At 74.3% G+C, this 19748-nt stretch carries 14 protein-coding genes; 6 read left to right on the top strand and 8 right to left on the bottom strand.

Annotated features, from left to right (window positions below):
• Positions 1 to 167: 167 nt before the first annotated feature.
• From AB0C73_RS03040 to AB0C73_RS03030, 3 genes are all read right to left on the bottom strand, one after another.
• Positions 168 to 1322 carry a VWA domain-containing protein gene (locus AB0C73_RS03040; RefSeq protein WP_362523808.1) on the bottom strand — a complete coding sequence of 385 codons (1155 nt, stop codon included), beginning with the start codon at positions 1320 to 1322 and terminating at the stop codon, positions 168 to 170.
• Between the two features lie 160 nt (positions 1323 to 1482).
• On the bottom strand, positions 1483 to 3924 hold the full coding sequence (locus tag AB0C73_RS03035) for a DUF5682 family protein (protein ID WP_362523806.1): 2442 nt from the start codon (positions 3922 to 3924) through the stop codon (positions 1483 to 1485).
• Positions 3921 to 5048 (bottom strand): AAA family ATPase, encoded by a 1128-nt coding sequence (locus AB0C73_RS03030; RefSeq protein WP_362523804.1) that lies wholly within the window; start codon positions 5046 to 5048, stop codon positions 3921 to 3923. The genes AB0C73_RS03035 and AB0C73_RS03030 overlap by 4 nt, the downstream gene beginning before the upstream one ends.
• Before the next feature lie 139 nt (positions 5049 to 5187).
• Between AB0C73_RS03030 and AB0C73_RS03025 the strand changes: the two genes are divergently transcribed.
• Both AB0C73_RS03025 and AB0C73_RS03020 read left to right on the top strand, forming a co-directional pair.
• Positions 5188 to 6543 carry an SWIM zinc finger family protein gene (locus AB0C73_RS03025; RefSeq protein WP_362523802.1) on the top strand — a complete coding sequence of 452 codons (1356 nt, stop codon included), beginning with the start codon at positions 5188 to 5190 and terminating at the stop codon, positions 6541 to 6543.
• A gap of 172 nt (positions 6544 to 6715) precedes the next feature.
• Positions 6716 to 8416, top strand: a complete 1701-nt coding sequence (locus tag AB0C73_RS03020) for a DUF5691 domain-containing protein (RefSeq protein ID WP_362523800.1) — start codon at positions 6716 to 6718, stop codon at positions 8414 to 8416.
• 4 nt (positions 8417 to 8420) lie between these two features.
• Here the strand turns inward: AB0C73_RS03020 and AB0C73_RS03015 are convergent, their stop codons facing one another.
• Positions 8421 to 8828, bottom strand: a complete 408-nt coding sequence (locus tag AB0C73_RS03015; RefSeq protein WP_362523798.1) for a cobalamin B12-binding domain-containing protein — start codon at positions 8826 to 8828, stop codon at positions 8421 to 8423.
• Between the two features lie 224 nt (positions 8829 to 9052).
• On the opposite strand from AB0C73_RS03015, the gene AB0C73_RS03010 reads away from it, so the two are divergent.
• Both AB0C73_RS03010 and AB0C73_RS03005 read left to right on the top strand, forming a co-directional pair.
• Positions 9053 to 9955, top strand: coding sequence for an alpha/beta fold hydrolase (locus AB0C73_RS03010; RefSeq protein WP_362523796.1), 903 nt, complete (start codon positions 9053 to 9055; stop codon positions 9953 to 9955).
• Positions 9956 to 10196: 241 nt separating this feature from the next.
• Positions 10197 to 11774, top strand: a complete 1578-nt coding sequence (locus tag AB0C73_RS03005; protein ID WP_362523795.1) for a peptidoglycan DD-metalloendopeptidase family protein — start codon at positions 10197 to 10199, stop codon at positions 11772 to 11774.
• A 71-nt stretch (positions 11775 to 11845) separates the two neighbouring features.
• Here the strand turns inward: AB0C73_RS03005 and pcrA are convergent, their stop codons facing one another.
• Positions 11846 to 14299, bottom strand: coding sequence for a DNA helicase PcrA (pcrA, locus tag AB0C73_RS03000; RefSeq protein WP_362523793.1), 2454 nt, complete (start codon positions 14297 to 14299; stop codon positions 11846 to 11848).
• Between the two features lie 385 nt (positions 14300 to 14684).
• Here pcrA and AB0C73_RS02995 point away from each other — a divergent pair, with 385 nt between their 5' ends.
• Complete coding sequence (locus AB0C73_RS02995) at positions 14685 to 15875, top strand: NlpC/P60 family protein (protein WP_362523791.1); 1191 nt, start codon at positions 14685 to 14687, stop codon at positions 15873 to 15875.
• A 69-nt stretch (positions 15876 to 15944) separates the two neighbouring features.
• Here AB0C73_RS02995 and AB0C73_RS02990 read toward each other — a convergent pair whose 3' ends face one another.
• The gene (locus AB0C73_RS02990) at positions 15945 to 16298 is read right to left on the bottom strand and encodes a hypothetical protein (protein WP_362523789.1); all 354 of its coding nucleotides are present in this window, start codon (positions 16296 to 16298) and stop codon (positions 15945 to 15947) included.
• A gap of 341 nt (positions 16299 to 16639) precedes the next feature.
• Here AB0C73_RS02990 and AB0C73_RS02985 point away from each other — a divergent pair, with 341 nt between their 5' ends.
• Entirely contained in the window at positions 16640 to 17722 is a 1083-nt protein-coding gene (locus tag AB0C73_RS02985; RefSeq protein ID WP_362523787.1) for an NlpC/P60 family protein, read from the top strand.
• A gap of 21 nt (positions 17723 to 17743) precedes the next feature.
• Here AB0C73_RS02985 and AB0C73_RS02980 read toward each other — a convergent pair whose 3' ends face one another.
• Together AB0C73_RS02980 and AB0C73_RS02975 are read right to left on the bottom strand one after the other, a co-directional pair.
• Positions 17744 to 18451, bottom strand: coding sequence for a response regulator transcription factor (locus tag AB0C73_RS02980; RefSeq protein ID WP_362523785.1), 708 nt, complete (start codon positions 18449 to 18451; stop codon positions 17744 to 17746).
• Entirely contained in the window at positions 18448 to 19716 is a 1269-nt protein-coding gene (locus AB0C73_RS02975) for a PspC domain-containing protein (protein ID WP_362523784.1), read from the bottom strand. The genes AB0C73_RS02980 and AB0C73_RS02975 overlap by 4 nt, the downstream gene beginning before the upstream one ends.
• Positions 19717 to 19748: the final 32 nt, after the last annotated feature.

Below are 19748 nucleotides of genomic sequence, written 5' to 3'. Positions count from 1 at the left end.
CGGGAAACGGGGTTCGGCCCACTCACGGCGCGCCGGTCGGCACGGTGAGGGTGGGTGGGGCGCAAATGTGATATGGCCCTCAGTGCCGGGGGCGGCACCCGTCCGGGTGGGCGGGCAGGCGGGCGGGCGGGCGGCGACGGAATCCGTACCTGCGCCGGGGGCTCCGCTCAGGCCTCGGGTATCGGGAGCGGGCGCTTCTCCAGGGCGGCGGCCATGACCTCGGGGAAGAGGTCGGGGGTGCAGGCGAAAGCCGGGGCCCCGAGTGCGGCGAGCGCGGCCGCGTGCTCGCGGTCGTAGGCGGGCGCGCCCTCGTCGGAGAGCGCGAGCAGGGTCACGAACTGCACGCCCGAGGCCTTCATGGCCGCGACCCGCTTCAGCATCTCGTCGCGGATGCCGCCCTCGTACAGGTCGCTGATGAGGACGACGACGGTGTCGGCGGGCCGGGTGATCCTCGACTGGCAGTAGGCGAGCGCCCGGTTGATGTCGGTGCCGCCGCCGAGCTGGGTGCCGAACAGCACGTCGACCGGGTCGTCGAGCTGGTCGGTGAGGTCGACGACGGCGGTGTCGAAGACGACGAGGCGGGTGGCGATCGCCCGCATGGAGGCGAGGACGGCGCCGAAGACGGAGGCGTAGACGACGGAGGCGGCCATGGAACCGGACTGGTCGATGCACAGCACCACCTCCTTCTTCACCGCCTGCGAGGCGCGGCCGTAGCCGATGAGCCGCTCGGGGACGACGGTGCGGTGATCGGGGAGGTAGTTCTTCAGATTGGCCCGGAGGGTCCGGTCCCAGTCGATGTCCCGGTGCCGCGGCCGGCTGATCCGCGCCGACCGGTCGAGCGCCCCGGTGAGCGTGGCGCGGGTGCGGGTGGCGAGCCGCTTCTCCAACTGCTCGACCACCTTGCGGACGACCGCGCGGGCGGTCTCCTTCGTCGTCTCCGGCATCGCCTTGTTGAGCGACAGGAGCGTCCCGACGAGATGCACGTCCGCCTCGACCGCGGTCAGCATCTCCGGCTCCAGGAGCAGGTTGGCGAGTCCGAGGCGGTCGATGGCGTCGCGCTGCATGACCTGGACCACCGAGCTGGGGAAGTACGTCCGGATGTCGCCGAGCCACCGCGCGACGGACGGCGCGGACCCTCCGAGCCCGGCCGCCCGGTCCCGCCCGCTGCTGCTGCCGCCGCTCGCGCCGTAGAGCGCGCCGAGGGCCCCGTCCATGGCGACGTCGCTGCCGGTCAGCGCCCGCCCGGTGCCGTCGGCCTCCCCGCCCCCGAGTACCAGCCGCCAGCGGCGCAGCCGCTCGTCGTCCGTGCGGATCGTGGTCATGCGGGCACCTCCGTGCGGGGGTTGGGGTGGAGTGGGGCGGACGCGGGCGCGACCGCCGCTGCCGTACGGGCGGTCATGCGGCGGCCTCCGTGCCGAGGATCAGCCGGAGCAGGGGCAGTAGGGCGTCGGCCCCATGCGCGTCGGGTACGGGCGCGGGCGCTCATGCGGCGGCCTCCGTGCCGAGGATCAGCTGGAGCAACGGCAGGACGGCGTCGGCCCTCTGCGCGTCGGGTACGGGCGCGAAGCCCGGTGCGGTGACCGTGGCCGCCGCAGGACCTCCGGCGCCCGGGCCGCGGGCGACCAGTTCGCCGAGGGTGCGGCGGACGCCCGGCTCGTACGCGGCGAAGGTGCGCCGCAGCAGCGGCAGCACGTCGGTGAACGCGTCGGCGCTCACTCCGCTCAGCCAGTCGTCGACCAGTCCGAGCAGCCGCTCGTCGTGCACGAGCAGCAGCCCGCCCCCGGAGGCCCCGCCGACGAACCCCTCGACCCAGGCGGCGGCCTCGGCGGCCGGCGTCCCGGGCGACAGGGCGAGCCCCATCAGCCGGGCGGCCTCGTCCGCGCCGAACCGCCCCTCGTCGAGCAGCAACCGCACCGCTCTCCCCCGCACCACCCCGGGCACCCGGTCCCGCCCGGCGAGCCGCCGCAACACCCCGGCCCAGCGGTCGGCGAGACCGGAGCCGCCCTCGGCTCCACGTTCCCCTCCGCCCTCCTCCCGGTCGGCCAGCAGCGCGATCGCCGCGTGGACGCCGTCGACGCGTTCCCGCATCTCCGTGGCGGCGTCCGTGTCCAGGCCCGCGCAGGCGGGCGGCAGGCCGACGCAGATGCGGTCGGCGAGGCCGGTGGCGACCTCGGCGAGGGCGGTGGTGTCGGTGGCGCGGACGTCGCCGTAGCGGAGGGAGCGGGCCAGGGCGGGGAGGGCGTGGGCGAGGTGGGCGACGTCGGTGTCGAGGGCGGCGCGGTCGGCGAGGGCGTGGAGGACGGCGGGCAGGGCGTCGGTGAGCCCGGCGAGGAGGCAGTGCTCGGCGAGGGAGGTGATGGCGGCGAGTTCGCCGGCGGCGGCCGCCTGGGACTCGGCCCGGGCCGTCGCGGCGGCCTCGACGGTGGTCCCCCAGACGCCCGCCTCGGCGACCTGGACGTGGAGTTCGGGCTCCCAGCGCAGCCGCCAGCTCTCCCGGAAGGTGCCGGTGGAACCGCGGCCGGCGACCGGCGTGCCCCAGGCGACGCCGAGCAGCCGGAGCCGGTGGAGGAGCCGGCTGCGGGCGGCGTCGTTGTCCTTGCGCAGGTCGAGGTCGAGCTCGCGCTCCTGGGCCTCGGGCTTGAGCCGGAGCCCGCGCTGGAGTCGTTCGAGGTCGCGCTGGAGCGGGACGGCGGGCGCGCCGGCCGGGACCGTGCCGAGGACGTCGCCGACGACGAGCCGGTCGCGGACCAGGTCGAGGGCGACGTCGGAGCCGTCGCCCATGACCGCGCGGATCGCGTCGGTGGTCTCGCCGAGGCCGGGCAGCGGGCGCCCGCGCAGCACGGCGAGGGTGTCGGCCAGCCGTACGGCCTCGATGACATGGGCGGAGGAGACGGGCAGGTCCTCGTCCCGCAGCAGGCCCGCGACCTTGGTCATCCAGCGTTCGACCGGCCGGTCCGGGGCGGTGAACAGGTGCGCGTACCAGCCGGGGGCCTCGATGCCCGCGCCGTAGCCGGAGCGGCGGGCGAGCCGGCGGTGGGTCCAGGGCACCCAGGTCAGTTCGGTCTTCACCTTGGGCATGCCCTTGAGGAGGGCGCGGTCGGCGGCGAGGGTGGTCCGGCGGAGCAGCGCGGGCACGTGCCAGGCGCCGCAGACGACGGCGAGGTCGTCGCCGTACTCCTTCTGCGCGGCGCGCAGCCGGATCCGCATGTGCGCCTCGCGCACGAGGTCGCGGGGATGACCGCCGTGCCCGTACGCCTCGCGCAGCGCGCCCATGGCCTCGGCGAGGGCCTCGAAGGGGGCGAACGGGTCGGTGGCGCCGCGCAGTTCGACGACGTCCTCCCACCAGCGTTCGGCGTCATCGTGGCCGGCGGTACGGGCGAGTTCGGCGATGGGGTCGACGCGCAGCCCGTCCGCCCCCGCGTCCTCGGGGGCGTACTCCTCGCTGTCGTCCCAGGTGGGGTCGGAGGCGGCAAGGGTGTGGGCGGCGGGCAGGTCGATGAAGCGGACCTCGGCGCCGTGCGCGAGGGCCCAGCGGATCGCGGCCCATTCGGGCGAGAACGCGGCCATCGGCCAGAACGCGGCGCGCCCCGGGTCGTCCACGGCGTGCGCGAGCAGCGCGACCGGGGGCCGCATCTCCTCGTCTGCGGCGAGCGCCACCAGGGCGTCGGCCTCGGGCGGGCCCTCGACGAGGACGGCCTTGGGCCGCCCGGCATCAAGCGCGGCGAGCACGGCCCGCGCGGACCCGGGCCCGTGATGCCGCACACCGAGAACGAGCGGACCGCCCGCGGGCCGCGGCCGGCGGCCGGCGGTGGCGGCGGGTTCCGGGTGAGCGGCGGGGCCGGGACGGCCGGCAGTCGGCCCGGCGGGCGCGGGAGCCGTGCGCGTCGCGGCCAGGGGCGTGGGGGCGGCGGGGCGGGGGGTCATGCGCTCACCTCGCGGCACGCGCGGTAGAAGTCCTTCCATCCGTCTCTCTCGCGGACGACCGTCTCCAGGTACTCCTGCCAGACGACCCGGTCGGCGGCCGGGTCGCGGACCACCGCGCCGAGGAGTCCGGCGGCGACGTCGGCCGAGCGCAGCACACCGTCGCCGAAGTGGGCCGCGAGGGCGAGGCCGCCGGTGACGACGGAGATCGCCTCGGCCGTGGACAGCGTCCCGGAGGGCGACTTGAGCTTGGTGCGCCCGTCGGCGGTCACCCCGTCGCGCAGCTCGCGGAAGACGGTGACGACCCGGCGGATCTCGTCGACGCCCTCGGGCACGGCCGGCAGGTCGAGGGAGCGCCCGATCTGGTCGACCCGGCGGGCCACGATGTCGACCTCGGCGTCCGGCGTGGCGGGCAGCGGGAGGACGACGGTGTTGAAGCGGCGGCGCAGCGCGCTGGACAGGTCGTTGACGCCCCGGTCGCGGTCGTTGGCGGTGGCGATGAGGTTGAAGCCGCCGACGGCCTGCACCTCCTCGCCGAGCTCGGGGATCGGCAGGGTCTTCTCGGACAGGATGGTGATGAGGGTGTCCTGCACGTCGGCGGGGATGCGGGTCAGCTCCTCGACGCGGGCGGTGATGCCCTGGGCCATGGCCCGCATGACGGGGCTGGGCACGAGGGCGTCCCGGCTGGGGCCGTGGGCGAGCAGCTGCGCGTAGTTCCAGCCGTAGCGGATGGCCTCCTCGGGCGTGCCGGCGGTGCCCTGGACGAGGAGGGTGGAGTCGCCGCTGACGGCGGCGGCCAGGTGCTCGGACACCCAGGTCTTGGCGGTGCCGGGCACGCCGAGCAGGAGCAGGGCGCGGTCGGTCGCGAGCGTGGTGACGGCGACCTCGACGATGCGGCGCGGGCCGACGTACTTGGGTGTGATCACCGTGCCGTCGGGGAGCGTGCCGCCGAGGAGATAGGTGGCGACGGCCCACGGCGAGAGCTTCCAGCGGGCGGGCCGGGTCCGGTCGTCGTGGGCGGCGAGCGCGGCGAGTTCGTGCGCGAAGGCGTCCTCGGCGTGCGGCCGCAGCGCGCGGTCCTTCGCGCTGCCCGCCGCGGTGGTCGTGGTGGTTTCGGGCAGGGTCATGGGTCCCCCTCCAGATCGTTCGACCTGCTGTGGGATCCACGGTGCACCATGCCACTGACAATCGGTCACGGGCGATGGAAACCGCAGGTGGAAGGCGTGAGAGGAGGGTTTGTCAGTGGCGGCCCGTACGGTCGTTCGCATGACTGAGCAGGGGGTGCGCTGGACGGCGGACCAGGTGCTGGCACTGGCTCCTGACGACGCGTCGCGCAGAGCGGGAAGCAAGCTGGGTGCGCCCGGCCCGTGGTCCGGTGCGGGCTGCGACGGCCGGGCCGTCTGGGGTGCGTGCAAGGGCAGCGGGCGGACGCCGTACCGCACGGTGGTGGACACCACGGGCCCGGCGTATACATGCAGTTGCCCGAGCCGGAAGTTCCCGTGCAAGCACGCGCTGGGACTGCTGCTGCTGTGGGCCGGCGACCCGGACGGTACGGCGGTGCCGACGGCCGGCGAGGCGCCGGACTGGGCCGGGACCTGGCTCGCGGGCCGGCGCGCGCGGGCCGAGGCGGCACGGACCGCGGCGGACGCCGGGCCCGCCGACCCGGAGGCCGCGCGCCGCCGGGCCGAGCGCCGGGCGGCCCGGATCACCGCGGGCGCCCAGGAGTTGGAGCAGCGGCTCGCGGATCTGCTGCGCGGCGGGCTCGCGGCGGCGGAGCAGGCGGGGTACGGGCTGTGGGAGGAGACGGCGGCCCGCATGGTCGACGCGCAGGCGCCGGGACTCGCGGGCCGGGTCCGGGAGTTGGGGGCCATACCGGGCTCGGGCCCGGGCTGGCCGGTACGGCTCCTGGAGGAGTGCGCACTGACCCATCTCCTGGACCGCGCGTGGCTTTCGGCGGACCGGCTGCCGGACCCGCTGGCCGCGACCGTACGCAGCCGGGTCGGCCTCTCGGCGCCACCGGAGGGCCCGGCGCTGCGGGACCACTGGCTGGTGCTCGCCCAGTACGACACGGCGGACAGCCGCCTGACGACCCGTCGTATCTGGCTGCATGGCCGCGGCAGCGGACGTACGGCCCTGCTCCTCTCCTTCGGCGCCGCGGGCCGGGCACCCCAACTGGCCCTGCCCGTGGGCGCCGTCCTGGACGCGGAGCTGCGCCCGTACACCTCCGGCGGCGGCCTGCGCGCCGAGCTGGTGGAGCAGTTCGCCCCGCCCGCCCCCGCCGGCCCGCCGCCCCAGGGCACCCCGGTGGGCGCCGCCCTCGACGCCTACGGCCGCGCCCTGACCGAGGACCCCTGGCTCGACGCCTGGCCGGTCACCCTGGCCCACGTGGTCCCGGCCCACGCGGAGTACGGCTGGCAGCTCGCCGACACGGACCCGGGGCCCCTGCACCGCGAGGCGATACCCCTGACCCGGTCCGCCCAGCAGCACCCCGGCCTGTGGCGGCTGATCGCCCTGTCGGGCGGCGCCCCGGTCAGCGTGTTCGGCGAGGTCGGCCACCAGGGCTTCACGCCCTTGGCGGCCTGGTCGCCGGAGGCGCCGGGCGAGACCGTGCCGCTGGTGTAGGGGGGTGTCCGACGGCTCAGCGGCCCGCACGGCCCGCAGCGCCCGCCGCCCGGGCCCTCCTCGGCTCCGTCCTCCCACGGCCTTCGGCCGAGCAGCCCCCGCACCCGGCACAGCTCTCTCGACCCCGACCCCGACCCCGACCGAACAGCATCGCCCCCCTCTGGAGGAGTTCATGGACGCCTGGGAAGACCTCGTCACGTCGGCGCTGCTGGGCACCGACCGGAAGCCGCTCGCGCGCAGCGGCAGGGACGCGGCGCCCGCGGCGCTGCTCGATGCCGCCGCCGTGCACACCGTGCGGCGGCGGGCGGGGCTGCGGCCGGGGGCGGCCGCGGCGGCGTTGGAGCCGGCGCCCGAGGACGGCCGGGCGGAGCCGCCGGTGGCGGCGCGGCGGCGCCTTGGTCAGTTGCTGGCGGGCCGGGCCGCGCCCGCGCCGTCCGGGGGGCGGCGCGGGGCGGCACCGGATCTGACGGAGCTGTTGCCGCAGTGGCTGGCGGCCGCCAACGAGCGGGGCTATCGCGCGCCGTCCGCCGCGCTGCCCGCACTGCTCGACGCGGCCCGCGCCCGGACCGATCTGCGGCCCCAGGCGCTGGCTTTCGCGGGGCCGCGGGGGCTGTGGCTGGCCCGGCTCAACCCGGAGTGGAAGTTCGCGCTGCGCGGCGCGGCGGGCGGCGGTGCGGGCTCGCTGCCCGATCCGGCCGATCCGGACGCGGTCCTGGCGCTGTGGGAGGAGGGCCTGTTCGCGGAGCGGGTCGCGCTGCTCGGAGCCGTACGGGCCGAGGACCCGGCGCGCGGCCGGGAGCTGCTCGCTTCGACGTGGGGCACGGAGCGGGCCGAGGACCGGCTGATGTTCCTGGACTCGCTGCGGGCGGGGCTCGGACCGGCGGACGAGGAGTTCCTGGAGGCGGCCCTGTCCGACCGCAGCCGCAACGTACGGGCGACGGCCGCCGAGCTGCTCTCGGCGCTGCCCGCGTCCGCGCTCGCCGCCCGGATGGCGGGGCGCGCGGCCTCCTGCGTGTCCCTGGACCGTACGCGGGGCGCGGAGACGATCGTCGTGGAGGCGCCGCACGAGTGCGACGCGGGAATGCGGCACGACGGGGTGGTGCCGACGCCGCCGGCCGGACGCGGCGAGCGGTCGTGGTGGCTGGGCCAGCTGGTGGAGGCGGCGCCGCTGGACTGCTGGGCGGCCCGGTTCGGCGGGCGCGGGCCTGCGGAGATCGTGGCGCTGCCGGTCGCGGACGACTGGCAGGCCGAGCTGCACGCGGCCTGGTGCCGGGCGGCCGTACGGCAGCGGGACGCGGACTGGTCGCGGGCCCTGCTCGGTGCCCCGGCGGCCCCGCAGGCCGGCGGGCCGGGCACGTCCTCGCTGGCGGAACGGGCGCAGCTGCTCGCGACGCTGGGGCCGGCGGAGCGGGCCGGCTGGGTGGCCTCGTTCATCGCGGCGCACGGCCTGTCGGAGGCCTTCCAGCTGCTCGGGGTGTGCGCGGTGCCGTGGGCGGAGCCGCTGGGCCGGGCCGTCGTGGACGCCCTGGACATCGCCCGGGACGCCGGCAGCTACCCGTGGAGCTTCAGCGGGGTGATGGGGCTCGCCGAGCGCTGTCTGTCACCGGACACGGCGCCGCAGCTGGCGGCGCTGACCACCATGGCGGCCGAACCGGAGGACGCCTCCCCCGGCGCCGCCGGCTACTGGTCGGAGGCCTTCCAGCGCCTGGTGTCGACGCTGGAGCTCCGGGCGGCGATGCACGCCGAGCTGCGGGAGCCCCGGAAGCGGGAGCCCCAGGGGCCGGAATCAGCCGTTCCCTGCGCTCCCGGTGCCTCCGTCGCTCCCGTCACTCCCGTGGCTCCCGGCGACGCCCCCGGACTCCGGGGGAGGTGAGGCGTCAGGCCGCCACGCGCACGTTGGCGTTCACCCAGTCCACGATGGACGCGGTGGTCGCACCGGGGGTGAAGATCGCGGCCACGCCCTTCTCCTTGAGCGGGGCGATGTCGGCCTCCGGGATGATGCCGCCGCCGAAGACCTTGATGTCCTCCGCGTCGCGCTCCTTCAGCAGCTCCAGGACCTTCACGAAGAGCGTGTTGTGCGCGCCGGAGAGGATGGAGAGGCCGATCGCGTCGGCGTCCTCCTGGATGGCGGTGTCGACGATCTGCTCGGGCGTCTGGTGAAGGCCGGTGTAGATGACCTCCATACCGGCGTCGCGCAGCGCCCGCGCGATCACCTTGGCCCCGCGATCGTGGCCGTCGAGACCCGGCTTGGCGACCACCACGCGGATCGGACCGGTCACACCCATCACTGCCTCCACATGCGACCCCCGCGCTTCTTTGCCGGGGAGGTGAACGAACGTTATCGCCAGCATCCCGCACGCGCCCGTTTCGCGGTGGACAGCGAGGGGGAAATCACACGTGGGACATGGAGCGCTCCCTTCAGGAGCCGCCACGGGGTCGCCGTACACCCGCGCCGCCAGCCGCACGGCACGGAGGTGCGGCGGACCGCCGTACCGGACGGAGGCCGGCGATGGAGCACTTCCCCACCGCGTTCGCCGACCGCACCGGCCGGATCGACCACAGCGACCGGATCGACCACACCGACCGGACCGCCGGTGCCAACCGGCTCGACCGGCTGAAGGCGACCGCCCTGGAGCTCGCCGTCCTCACGGGACACCTGGTCCTCTACCCCTCGGGGCTCGTCGGCGAACGCCCGAAAGGAGCCGTTCTCCCCGCGGGCAAGGACGCCGACGGACGGGTCGGCCACGACGGGGGCACGGCCTCCCGCCCGGTGGTGCTGCTGCACGGCTTCGTCGACAACCGCTCGGTCTTCGTCCTGCTGCGCCGCGCCCTGGCCCGGCACGGCCACGACTGCGTCGCCTCGCTCAACTACTCCCCGCTCACCTGCGATCTGCGCTCCGCCGCCGAGCTGCTCGACCGCCGGGTGTCGGAGCTGCTCGACCGCACCGGGCACACCGAGGTCGATCTGGTGGGCCACAGCCTGGGCGGGCTGATCGCCCGTTATTACGTACAGCGCCTGGGCGGTGCCGCCCGGGTGCGCACCCTCGTCATGCTCGGCACGCCGCACTCCGGCACCGTCTTCGCGCCGCTGGCCGTGGCGGACGCGCACCCGCTGGTGCGCCAGATGCGGCCGGGTTCCGAGGTGCTGCGTGAGCTCGCGGGCCCGGCGCCGGGCTGCCGCACCCGTCACGTCAGCTTCTGGAGCGACCTCGACCAGGTGATGGTGCCGGTGGAGACGGCCCGGCTCGACCACCCTGACCTGCTCGTGCACAACGTACGGGTCAGTGGCATCGGGCACCTGGCGCTGCCGGTGCATCCCACGGTCGCGACCGGGATCCTGCGCGCCCTGGGCGGCGGCGGGCGCGCCGCCGGGGCGCAGGACGGCCCGGCGGGCACGTCCTCGGTGGCCTGACGACCCGCCGGAAGACCCCCCGGTCCCGCCCGTTCCCCGTCCATCCCCCTCCCGTTCTTCGAACGTTCTTCGAACACAGAGCCAAAGCTGTCCCCGCTACCCACCGAAAGAAGGCCGATTGCCCCTTTCCCCGCGGCTCGAAACACCTCGAAGATTGTCCGGCGTGCATACCGCCGGGTACAGTCACGCCACTGCTTGACCCCCTGCATGACCCCCTGCTGCCGAGGCGAGAGAGAAGTTGGTGAACGACCAGCACCCCCACGCCGGGTACGTCACGGACGCCACCCACACCACAGGCAGCTTCGCCGTCGACCCACTGTTCGGCACCGGCGCCACGGGCACCGAGTACAGCTACGCATACGGTTACGACACGGGTCAGAGCGGTTACGGCGAGTACGCGGCGCAGCCCGCGGAAGCCGCACAGCACGGCTACACGGCCGGCTACGCCGACCAGAGCGGCCAGTGGGACACCAGCGCCTACGGCTCGTACACCACCACCGGCCAGTGGGACGCCTCCGCCTGGACCGAGGCGCAGCAGACGGGACAGTACGAGGCCGCCGCCTTCGCCTCGTACGACACCACCGGCCAGTGGACGACGCCGGGCTACGAGACGGGCGCCTACGACGCCACCGCCTGGAACCAGGCCGCGGCCGAGCCGGTCGTCCCCCAGCAGTACACACCGGACCACGGCACGGAATACTCCGCAACCGAATTTCCCTCGGCCGAGTACGCCGCGACCGGGTACGCCTCCCCCGAGTACACGGCCCCCGAGTACTCCTTCGAGGGTTCCGCCGACACGTACGGCGCCGAGGCGAACACCGGCTACGGCTACGACTACGCCAACGACACCGCCGAGGGCGTCGCCGACACCGCGCACGAGTACGGCGACGAGTACGGGCTCGGGCACGAGGCCGAGCTCGGACACGACGAGCCGGACACTGCGCCCGACGCCTTCCACGACGCCGAGACCATGGTCGCCCTGGAGATCGACGCCGCCGAGCTCGCCGCCGGGGGCCGTTCCGGCGCCGAGCTCCCGGCCCGCCCGGTGCGCCGCGCCGGTGGCGGGGGCCGCGGCCGGCGCCGTACACCCGCCAAGCGCTCCGCGCTCCTCACGGTCGCCGTCCCGTCCGCCTGCGTGATGGGCGTCGCCGGCATCGCCGCCGCCTCGGTGAGCGGCCTGACCGACACCGGCACGGACGCGAAGGACGGCGCGACCACCATGGCGGCCGCCGACCCGGCCTCGGTGAAGGCGGTCGCCGCCAACAGCAAGCTGGACACCCAGCTCGCCGCGCTCAGCGCCGACGCCCGCGACTTCGGCGACCGCGCCAGCCGCACGCAGGAGCGCATCGACCTGAAGCAGCGCCAGGCGGCGGAGAAGAAGAAGCGCGAGGAGGAGGCCGCCCGCCGCGAGGCGATGCGTCCCAAGTTCCTGCTGCCGGTGAAGCTGCACCAGCTCAGCGCGCGTTACGGCCAGTCCGGCGTCAACTGGATGTCCCTGCACACCGGTATCGACTTCCCGGTCCAGTACGGCACGCCCGTGATGGCCGCGACCGACGGCACCGTGCGCACCCAGTGGAACAGCGCCTACGGCAACATGGCGATCGTGACCGCCCCCGACGGCACCGAGACCTGGTACTGCCACCTCAGCAGCACCAAGATCCGCTCGGGTTCGGTCAAGGCCGGCGACGTCATCGCGTACTCCGGCAACTCCGGCAACTCCACCGGCCCGCACCTCCACTTCGAGGTCCGGCCGGCCGGCGGCTCCCCGATCGACCCGCTGCCCTGGCTGCTCCGGCACGGTCTCGACCCCACCAGCTGAGCACCTCTGTCACGGCGAAGGGGCCCCGACCGATCACCGGCCGGGGCCCCTTCGCCGTACCAGGGGAACCGCTACAGCTTCTCGACCGGCGCGTACCGCAGCAGCAGGCGCTTCGGCTTCTCGTCGCCGAAGTCGATGGTCGCCTGCGCGTCGGAGCCCGCGCCCTGCACGGCCATGACCGTGCCGAGGCCGAACTGGTCGTGGGTGACCCGGTCGCCGATCTGGAGCGAGATCACCGGCTTGTCGGACGTACGCCGCGTGGCGAAGCCGGACGGGCCGGAGCGGGCGCGCGAGGAGGACAGTGAGGACGTGATCCCGGAGGTCGGCCCGGCGGGCTTGGCCATCGGTCCGGTCCGCTTCCACTCCAGATACGCGGGCGGGATCTCCTCCAGGAAGCGCGAGGCCGGGTTGTACGAGGGCTGGCCCCAGGCGCTGCGCATGGCGGAGCGGGTCAGGTAGAGCCGCTCGCGGGCGCGGGTGATGCCCACGTACGCCAGGCGGCGCTCCTCCTCCAGCTCCTTCGTCTGGCCGAGCGCGCGCATGTGCGGGAAGACGCCGTCCTCCATGCCGGTGAGGAAGACCACCGGGAATTCGAGGCCCTTGGCGGTGTGCAGGGTCATCAGGGTGATGACGCCCGCGCCCTCCTCGTCCTCGTCGGGGATCTGGTCGGAGTCGGCGACGAGCGCGACCTGCTCCAGGAACTCGGCGAGCGAGCCGCCCTCCTCACCGCGCTCCTGCTCGAACTCCAGGGCCACGGCGGCGAGTTCCTGGAGGTTCTCGATGCGGGTCTCGTCCTGCGGGTCGGTGGAGGCCTGCAGCTCGGCGAGATAGCCGGTGCGTTCGAGCACGGCCTCCAGGACCACGGCGGGTCCGGCGCCGGAGTCGACGATCGTGCGCAGCTCCTCCATGAGGGTGTTGAAGCGCTTGACGGCGTTGGCGGAGCGGGCCGCCATGCCGTACGCCTCGTCGACCCGCCGCAGGGCCTGCGGGAAGGTGATCCTCTCGCGCAGCGCGAGGGCGTCGATCATCGCCTCGGCGCGCTCGCCGATGCCGCGCTTGGGCACGTTGAGGATGCGGCGCAGCGGCACGTTGTCCTCGGGGTTGGCGAGGACGCGCAGGTAGGCGAGGACGTCGCGGACCTCCTTGCGCTCGTAGAAGCGCACGCCGCCGACGACCTTGTAGGGCAGGCCGACGCGGATGAAGATCTCTTCGAAGACACGGGACTGGGCGTTGGTGCGGTAGAAGACGGCGACGTCGCCGGCCTTGGCGTCGCCCGCGTCCGTGAGACGGTCGATCTCGTCGGCGACGAACTGCGCCTCGTCGTGCTCGGTGTCGGCGACATAGCCGGTGATCTGCGAACCGGCGCCCGCGTTGGTCCAGAGGTTCTTGGGGCGGCGGGACTCGTTGCGCTCGATGACGGCGTTGGCGGCGGACAGGATCGTCTGCGTCGAGCGGTAGTTCTGCTCCAGGAGGATCGTGGTCGCGTCCGGGTAGTCCTCCTCGAACTGGAGGATGTTGCGGATGGTCGCGCCGCGGAAGGCGTAGATCGACTGGTCGGCGTCGCCGACGACGCACAGCTCGGCGGGGCCGAGGTCCTCGTAGCCGGTGCCGACGAGCTCGCGCACGAGCATGTACTGGGCGTGGTTGGTGTCCTGGTACTCGTCGACGAGGACGTGCCGGAAGCGGCGGCGGTAGTGCTCGGCGACGTCCGGAAACGCCTGGAGCAGGTGGACCGTCGTCATGATGATGTCGTCGAAGTCCAGCGCGTTGGCCTCGTGCAGCCGCGCCTGGTACATCCGGTAGGCCTCGGCGAGCGTCTTCTCGAACCCGTCGGCGGCCTGGTCGGCGAAGGTCTCCTCGTCGATCAGCTCGTTCTTGAGGTTGGAGATCTTGGCGCTGAAGGACTTCGACGGGAACTTCTTCGGGTCGAGGTCCAGGTCGCGGCAGACCAGCGACATCAGGCGCTTGGAGTCGGCCGCGTCGTAGATCGAGAAGGAGGACGTGAAGCCCAGTCTCTTCGACTCGCGGCGCAGGATGCGCACGCACGCGCTGTGGAAGGTGGAGACCCACATGGCGTTGGCGCGCGGGCCGACGAGGTGCTCGACGCGCTCCTTCATCTCGCCGGCGGCCTTGTTGGTGAAGGTGATGGCGAGTATCTGGCCGGGGTGGACGTGCCGGGTGGCCAGGAGGTGCGCGATGCGGTGGGTGAGCACCCGGGTCTTGCCGGAGCCCGCGCCCGCGACGATGAGCAGGGGGGAGCCGGTGTGGACGACGGCGGCGCGCTGCTGCTCGTTGAGCCCTTCCAGGAGCGCGTCGGCGTCCACGACGGGGCGGTGCGCGCCGTCGCGGTAGTACGCGTCCCGGCCGGCCGGGGGCGCGTCGAAGTGCTCCCCGAAGAGGTCGTGCGGGACCTCCTCACCGGGCGGGGCGCCGTGGTCCTCGTCGTCGGTGGGGTGCGGGGGCTCCTCCGGGGCATGGCTCTGGAGGCTCGCCAGGAAGCTGTCGTCAAAGAGGCTGTTGCTCATCGCCTATCGAGTCTAGGGCGCCGGACCGACAGCCGGTCCCCGTCCCGCGAAGTGACCGGGGTGGGGCCGCGGGCGGGGCCGCGGGACGGCCGCGGGCGGGACCCCGGAAGGGGCCACGGAAGGGGCCACGGAAGGGCCGCGAACGTGACCGCGGACTCACGGAGGGCGACGGTCCGGTTCAGGTCACGAAAATGTATCGGACATATGGCACACCGGGCTTCCCACCCGTCCCGGGGCTCGCTAGCGTGCTCGCCCAAGCAGCCCGTCCCCTACCGCACTCCACCGTCGGCGAACCGCGCCGAGCGGGCGGCCCACGCCGACCCACGCCGTACCCGGCCCACCCCCACGCCACTCGGGCCTCGCGTGCCGGCGTCCACGGAAGGAGATGCCGGCCTTGGCGACCCATCGCAAGCCGCGCAGCACTCGTCCCCAGTCCCCCGCCATCGGCGTCACGACGGCCGCGCTCGCCTCGGTGACCCTGCTGTCCGGCCAGAGCGCGCAGGCCGCCCCGGCCGCGCCCACGCCCGCGGCCAAGCCCACGGTCGAGGAGATCAAGCAGAAGGTCGACCGGCTGTACCGGGAGGCCGGCGTGGCCACCCAGGAGTACGACCGGGCCAAGGAGGCCACCGACCGGCAGCGGCGCGAGCTGGCCGAGGTCCTCGACGACGTGGCCCGCCGCACCGACGAGATCAACACCTCGCGCCGGGCCCTCGGCTCGTACGCGGCGGCCCAGTACCGGGCCGGGGCGGTCGGCCCGACCGCCACCCTGATCTTCGCGGACAGCCCGCAGGACTACTTCGACCAGACGCACCTGATGGACCGGCTGTCGCAGCGGCAGCGCGAGGCGGTCCGGACGTACGAGTCCCAGCGCGCCGCCGCCGCGAAGGAGCGTCAGGAGGCCACCCGGAGCCTGGCCGCCCTCACCGCCTCGCAGAACAAGCTGCGGCGCACCAAGCAGACCGTGCAGGACAAGCTCACCGAGGCGCGCACGCTGCTCGCGAAGCTGACCGCCGAGGAGAAGGCGCGGCTCGCGGAGATCGAGCGCAAGCGGGAGGCCGAGGCGCGCCGCAAGGCGGAGGAGAAGGCCAGGGCGGAGGCGGCCGCGAAGGCGGCGGCCGAGGAGGCGGCGCGCAAGGAGGCCACTCCCACGCCCACCCCGACGCCGACGCCGACGCCTGAGCCGACGTCCACGACGCCTCCGTCGACCGGCGGCGGCTCGACGTACGCGGCGAAGGCCGCCGAGGCGCTGGCCTTCGCGCGCGCCCAGATCGGCAAGCCGTACGTATGGGGTGCGACCGGCCCCAGCTCGTACGACTGCTCCGGCCTCACCCAGGCCGCCTGGCGGGCCGCCGGAGTGGACCTGCCCCGCACCACCTGGGACCAGGTGAACGTCGGCACCCGGGTCGCCACGGCCGATCTGCTCCCCGGCGACCTGGTCTTCTTCTACGACGACATCAGCCATGTCGGCATCTACATCGGCGACGGGATGATGATCCACGCCCCGAAGCCGGGCGCCTATGTGCGCGAGGAGTCGATCTACTACATGCCGATCTACGGCAGCGTGCGCCCGGCCTGACGCACAGGCGGGCGCACGCGGGACGGCGGGAGCGGGACGGCGGGAGCCGGTCGGCCGGGACTGCGGCGGTCAGACCCAGAGGGTGGCGATGAAGATGTTCGCCAGGGTCAGGCCGCCGACCGCGCCGAAGAGGGCGTTGTCGACCTTCTCCTCGTCGCGCTTGACGTAGACCAGGCCGAGGATGACCACCAGGATCGCGAGCTTCACGCCGATCTTGATGTTGTTGACGGTGTGGCCCTCGGCCTGGTGGATGCCGACGAGGGCGACGCCCGTGATCAGCATGGTCAGGGCGCCGTGCAGCATCGACGGGGTGAAGCGGGCCGTACCGGCGCCCATCGCCTTCGTCTGGGTGAGGAATCCGCCGAGCAGCGCGCCGATTCCGATGATGTGCAGGGCGACGAAGACATTGATGAGTACGTCCATGGGGCGGAGCCTAACCGGGGCCCTAGCACCGCCCTCCGGGCGGGTCCAGCTGGAACCGCGGTTCGGTCGGGGCCTGCCGTAAGGGCCGCCCGAGCATCACCGCGACCGAACGGGAACGGTCCTTAAACGCCAAGCGCCGCCAATAGCGGTCACCGCCCGGCCCTCGGCGGGCGCCAGGTTTAGCGTCCTCCCCCAGGTGGCCGGCTCCCCACCACCGCTGTACTCCGGCGGTTGTCGGCCGCCCCCGCCGAGAAAACCGGCGGCGGCGCGTTCCCCTGTGCGGGCCGCCGCCGGCCCCGGCGGGCAGCGTCCCCCACAGGGAAAGGATGTGACCCGCCCTCGTGGCAGCACACCGCAAGCCCCGGCAGTCCCCCCTCGGCGGACGTCCCGTCCGCACCGCCGCCACCCTCGCCCTCGTCTCGGCGGCCGGCGCGACCCTCTTCGAGGGTTCCGGGCACGCAGCGCCCAGCCCCACTCCGGCGCAGGTCAAGGCCCAGGTCGACCGGCTCTACGAGGAGGCCGAGGTCGCCACCGAGAAGTACAACGGCGCGAAGGAGCAGGCCGACACGGCGCGGGCCGCCTTCGACCGGCTGCGCGACGAGGCCGCCCGCCGGACCGAGCGGCTCAACCGCTCCCGCGACGCGCTCGGCGCGGTCGCCGCCGCGCAGTACCGCTCCGGCGGGCTCGACCCGGCGATCCAGCTCGCGCTCACCTCCGACCCGGACCAGTACCTGGAGCGGGCCGCGATCGCCGAGAAGGCCGGGGACCGGCAGGCCGCCGCCCTCACCGCGGTACGGCGTGAGCTCGCCGTCGTACGGCAGCTGCGGGCCCAGTCCGAGGGCCGCCTCAAGGAACTGCGGACGCACGAGGCGGAGCTGCGGCGCCAGAAGACGGCCGTCCAGAGCAAGCTGGACGCCGCCCGGACCCTGCTCGCCCGGCTCACCGCCGAGGAGCGGGCCCGCTACGAGGCGGCCGTGGCCGCCGGCAGCCACGACGCGGCGAACGCCTCCGCCGCCCCGGCCACGGCCCGGGCCGACCGGGCGGGCACGGTGCGCGGCCCGATCTCCGCACCGACCGGCCGCGCCGCGGAGGCCATCTCCTTCGCCCGGGCGCAGCTCGGCAAGCCCTATGTGTGGGGCGCGACCGGGCCGTCCGCCTACGACTGTTCGGGGCTCACCCAGGCCGCCTGGCGGGCCGCCGGGGTGAGCCTGCCGCGCACCACGTACACCCAGATCAACGCCGGCCGCCGGGTCTCCCGCTCCGAACTGGCCCCCGGCGACCTGGTGTTCTTCTATTCCGGCATCAGCCATGTCGGCCTCTACATCGGCGGCGGCCAGATGATCCACGCCCCGCGCCCCGGCGCCCCCGTGCGGGTCGCCCCGATCGACGAGATGCCCTTCGCGGGCGCAACCCGGGTGGGCTGACCCGGATCCCGCCCCGGCCCGTCAGACGAGGCGGCGGGCGGTGGCCCAGCGGGTCAGCTCGTGGCGGTTGGACAGCTGGAGCTTGCGCAGCACCGCCGAGACATGGGACTCGACCGTCTTCACCGAGATGAAGAGCTGCTTGGCGATCTCCTTGTACGCATAGCCACGGGCGATCAGCCGCAGTACCTCGCGCTCCCGCTGGGTGAGCCGGTCGAGGTCCTCGTCGACCGGTGGGGCGTCGGTCGACGCGAAGGCGTCGAGGACGAAGCCCGCCAGGCGCGGCGAGAACACGGCGTCGCCCTCCTGGACCCGGAAGATCGAGTCGACCAGGTCGGTGCCGGTGATCGTCTTGGTGACATAGCCGCGGGCGCCGCCCCGGATCACCCCGATGACGTCCTCGGCCGCGTCGGACACCGACAGGGCCAGGAAGCGGACCGGGTCCTCGGCCGCCGCCATCAGCGGGGAGCAGCGGCGCAGCACCTCGACCCCGCCGCCGCCCGGCAGATGCACGTCGAGCAGGACGACCTCGGGGCGGGTCGCGGTGATCACGGTGACCGCCTGGTCCACGTCGGCGGCCTCGCCGACCACCTCGACGCCCGTCACGTCGGTGCGGCCGATCTCGGCCTGCACCCCGGTGCGGAACATGCGGTGGTCGTCGACGAGCACGACCCGCACCCGGCGTCCCGCACCTGCCGCCGCCTCGCTTCCGGTCACGGTCTCGTCGCTCATCCGTCCGCCCTCTCCATCTCCAGCTCCACTTCGGTGCCCCCGCCCGGCACGGATCTCAGCCGCGCCGATCCGCCGTTGCGCTGCATCCGGCCGATGATCGATTCTCGTACGCCCATCCGGTCGTCCGGCACCGCGTCCAGGTCGAAACCGGGGCCGCGGTCCCGCACCGAGACGAAGACCGTCCGGCCCTCCACCTCCGCGTAGACCTGCACCGGCCCGCCCTCGCCACCGTACTTGGCGGCGTTGACCATCGCCTCGCGCGCGGCCTGCATCTGCGCGCCCAGTTTCTCGTCGAGCGGGCAGTCGCCGACGACCACGACCTCCAGCGGCACCCCGTGCTTGTCCTCGACCTCGGCGGCGGCGCGCTTGACCGCCTCGGCGAGGGTCGAGGGCTCCTCGTCCTCGTCCTTGCCGGTGCCCTCCGGCCGGTACAGCCAGTTGCGCAGCTCCCGCTCCTGGGCGCGGGCGAGCCGGCGCACCTCGCCCGGGTCGTCGGCGTTGCGCTGGATCAGGGTGAGGGTGTGCAGGACGGAGTCGTGGACGTGCGCGGCGACCTCGGCGCGCTCCTGGGCGCGGATGCGCAGCGTCCGCTCCTCGCTGAGGTCCTGCGACATGCGTACCAGCCACGGCCCGGCGAGCAGGGCTATGCCGGTGAGGACGGCGACGGCCGCGGTCAGTGCGGTGCCGAGCTGGGCGACGGAGCCGCGGACCACCATGAAGACGGCGAGGCCGGTGCCGACCAGGCCGACGCCGACGAGGCCGCGCGCCAGCTGGAAGGCCCGGCGGCGCCGGTCGGGGTCGTGCCAGCTGGCCCGCCGGGCGTTGTCCGCCTGCCGCCAGACGAGGACGACACCGACGCCGATCAGCAGCGAGGGCCAGATGTAGCGCCCGGCCTGCTTGTCCACGTTGAGGTTGCCGACGAAGATGCTGATGCCGAGCGCCAGTGCCATCAGCGCGAAGATCTGTCCCCGGTCGGGCTTGCGGAGCCGCTTGCGGCCGTCGGGGGTGGTCTCGAACATCGGGCGGGGCGCGGAGCGGCCGCCGACGCCGAGCGGGACGACGATCCAGAACACCGCGTACAGCAGGGCGCCGAGCCCGTCGGCGAGCATCAGGGCCACGAAGAACGCGCGGACCCAGATCACCGGCAGGCCGAGGTGTCCGGCGAGGCCGCGCGCGACACCGCCGAGCCACCGGCCGTCGGCGCTGCGGTAGAGCTTGCGCACGGGCGGTTCGTCGAGGTCGGTGACACGAGCGGTTGCGGACATGCACCGATCGTCACACGTTCGGCGGTTCTCGG

It is taken from the genome of Streptomyces sp. NPDC048623, assembly GCF_040650755.1.
Classification (GTDB): domain Bacteria; phylum Actinomycetota; class Actinomycetes; order Streptomycetales; family Streptomycetaceae; genus Streptomyces.
The sequence above is the reverse complement of the archived record's forward strand: the minus strand, read 5'-3'. Positions and strand labels throughout refer to the sequence as shown.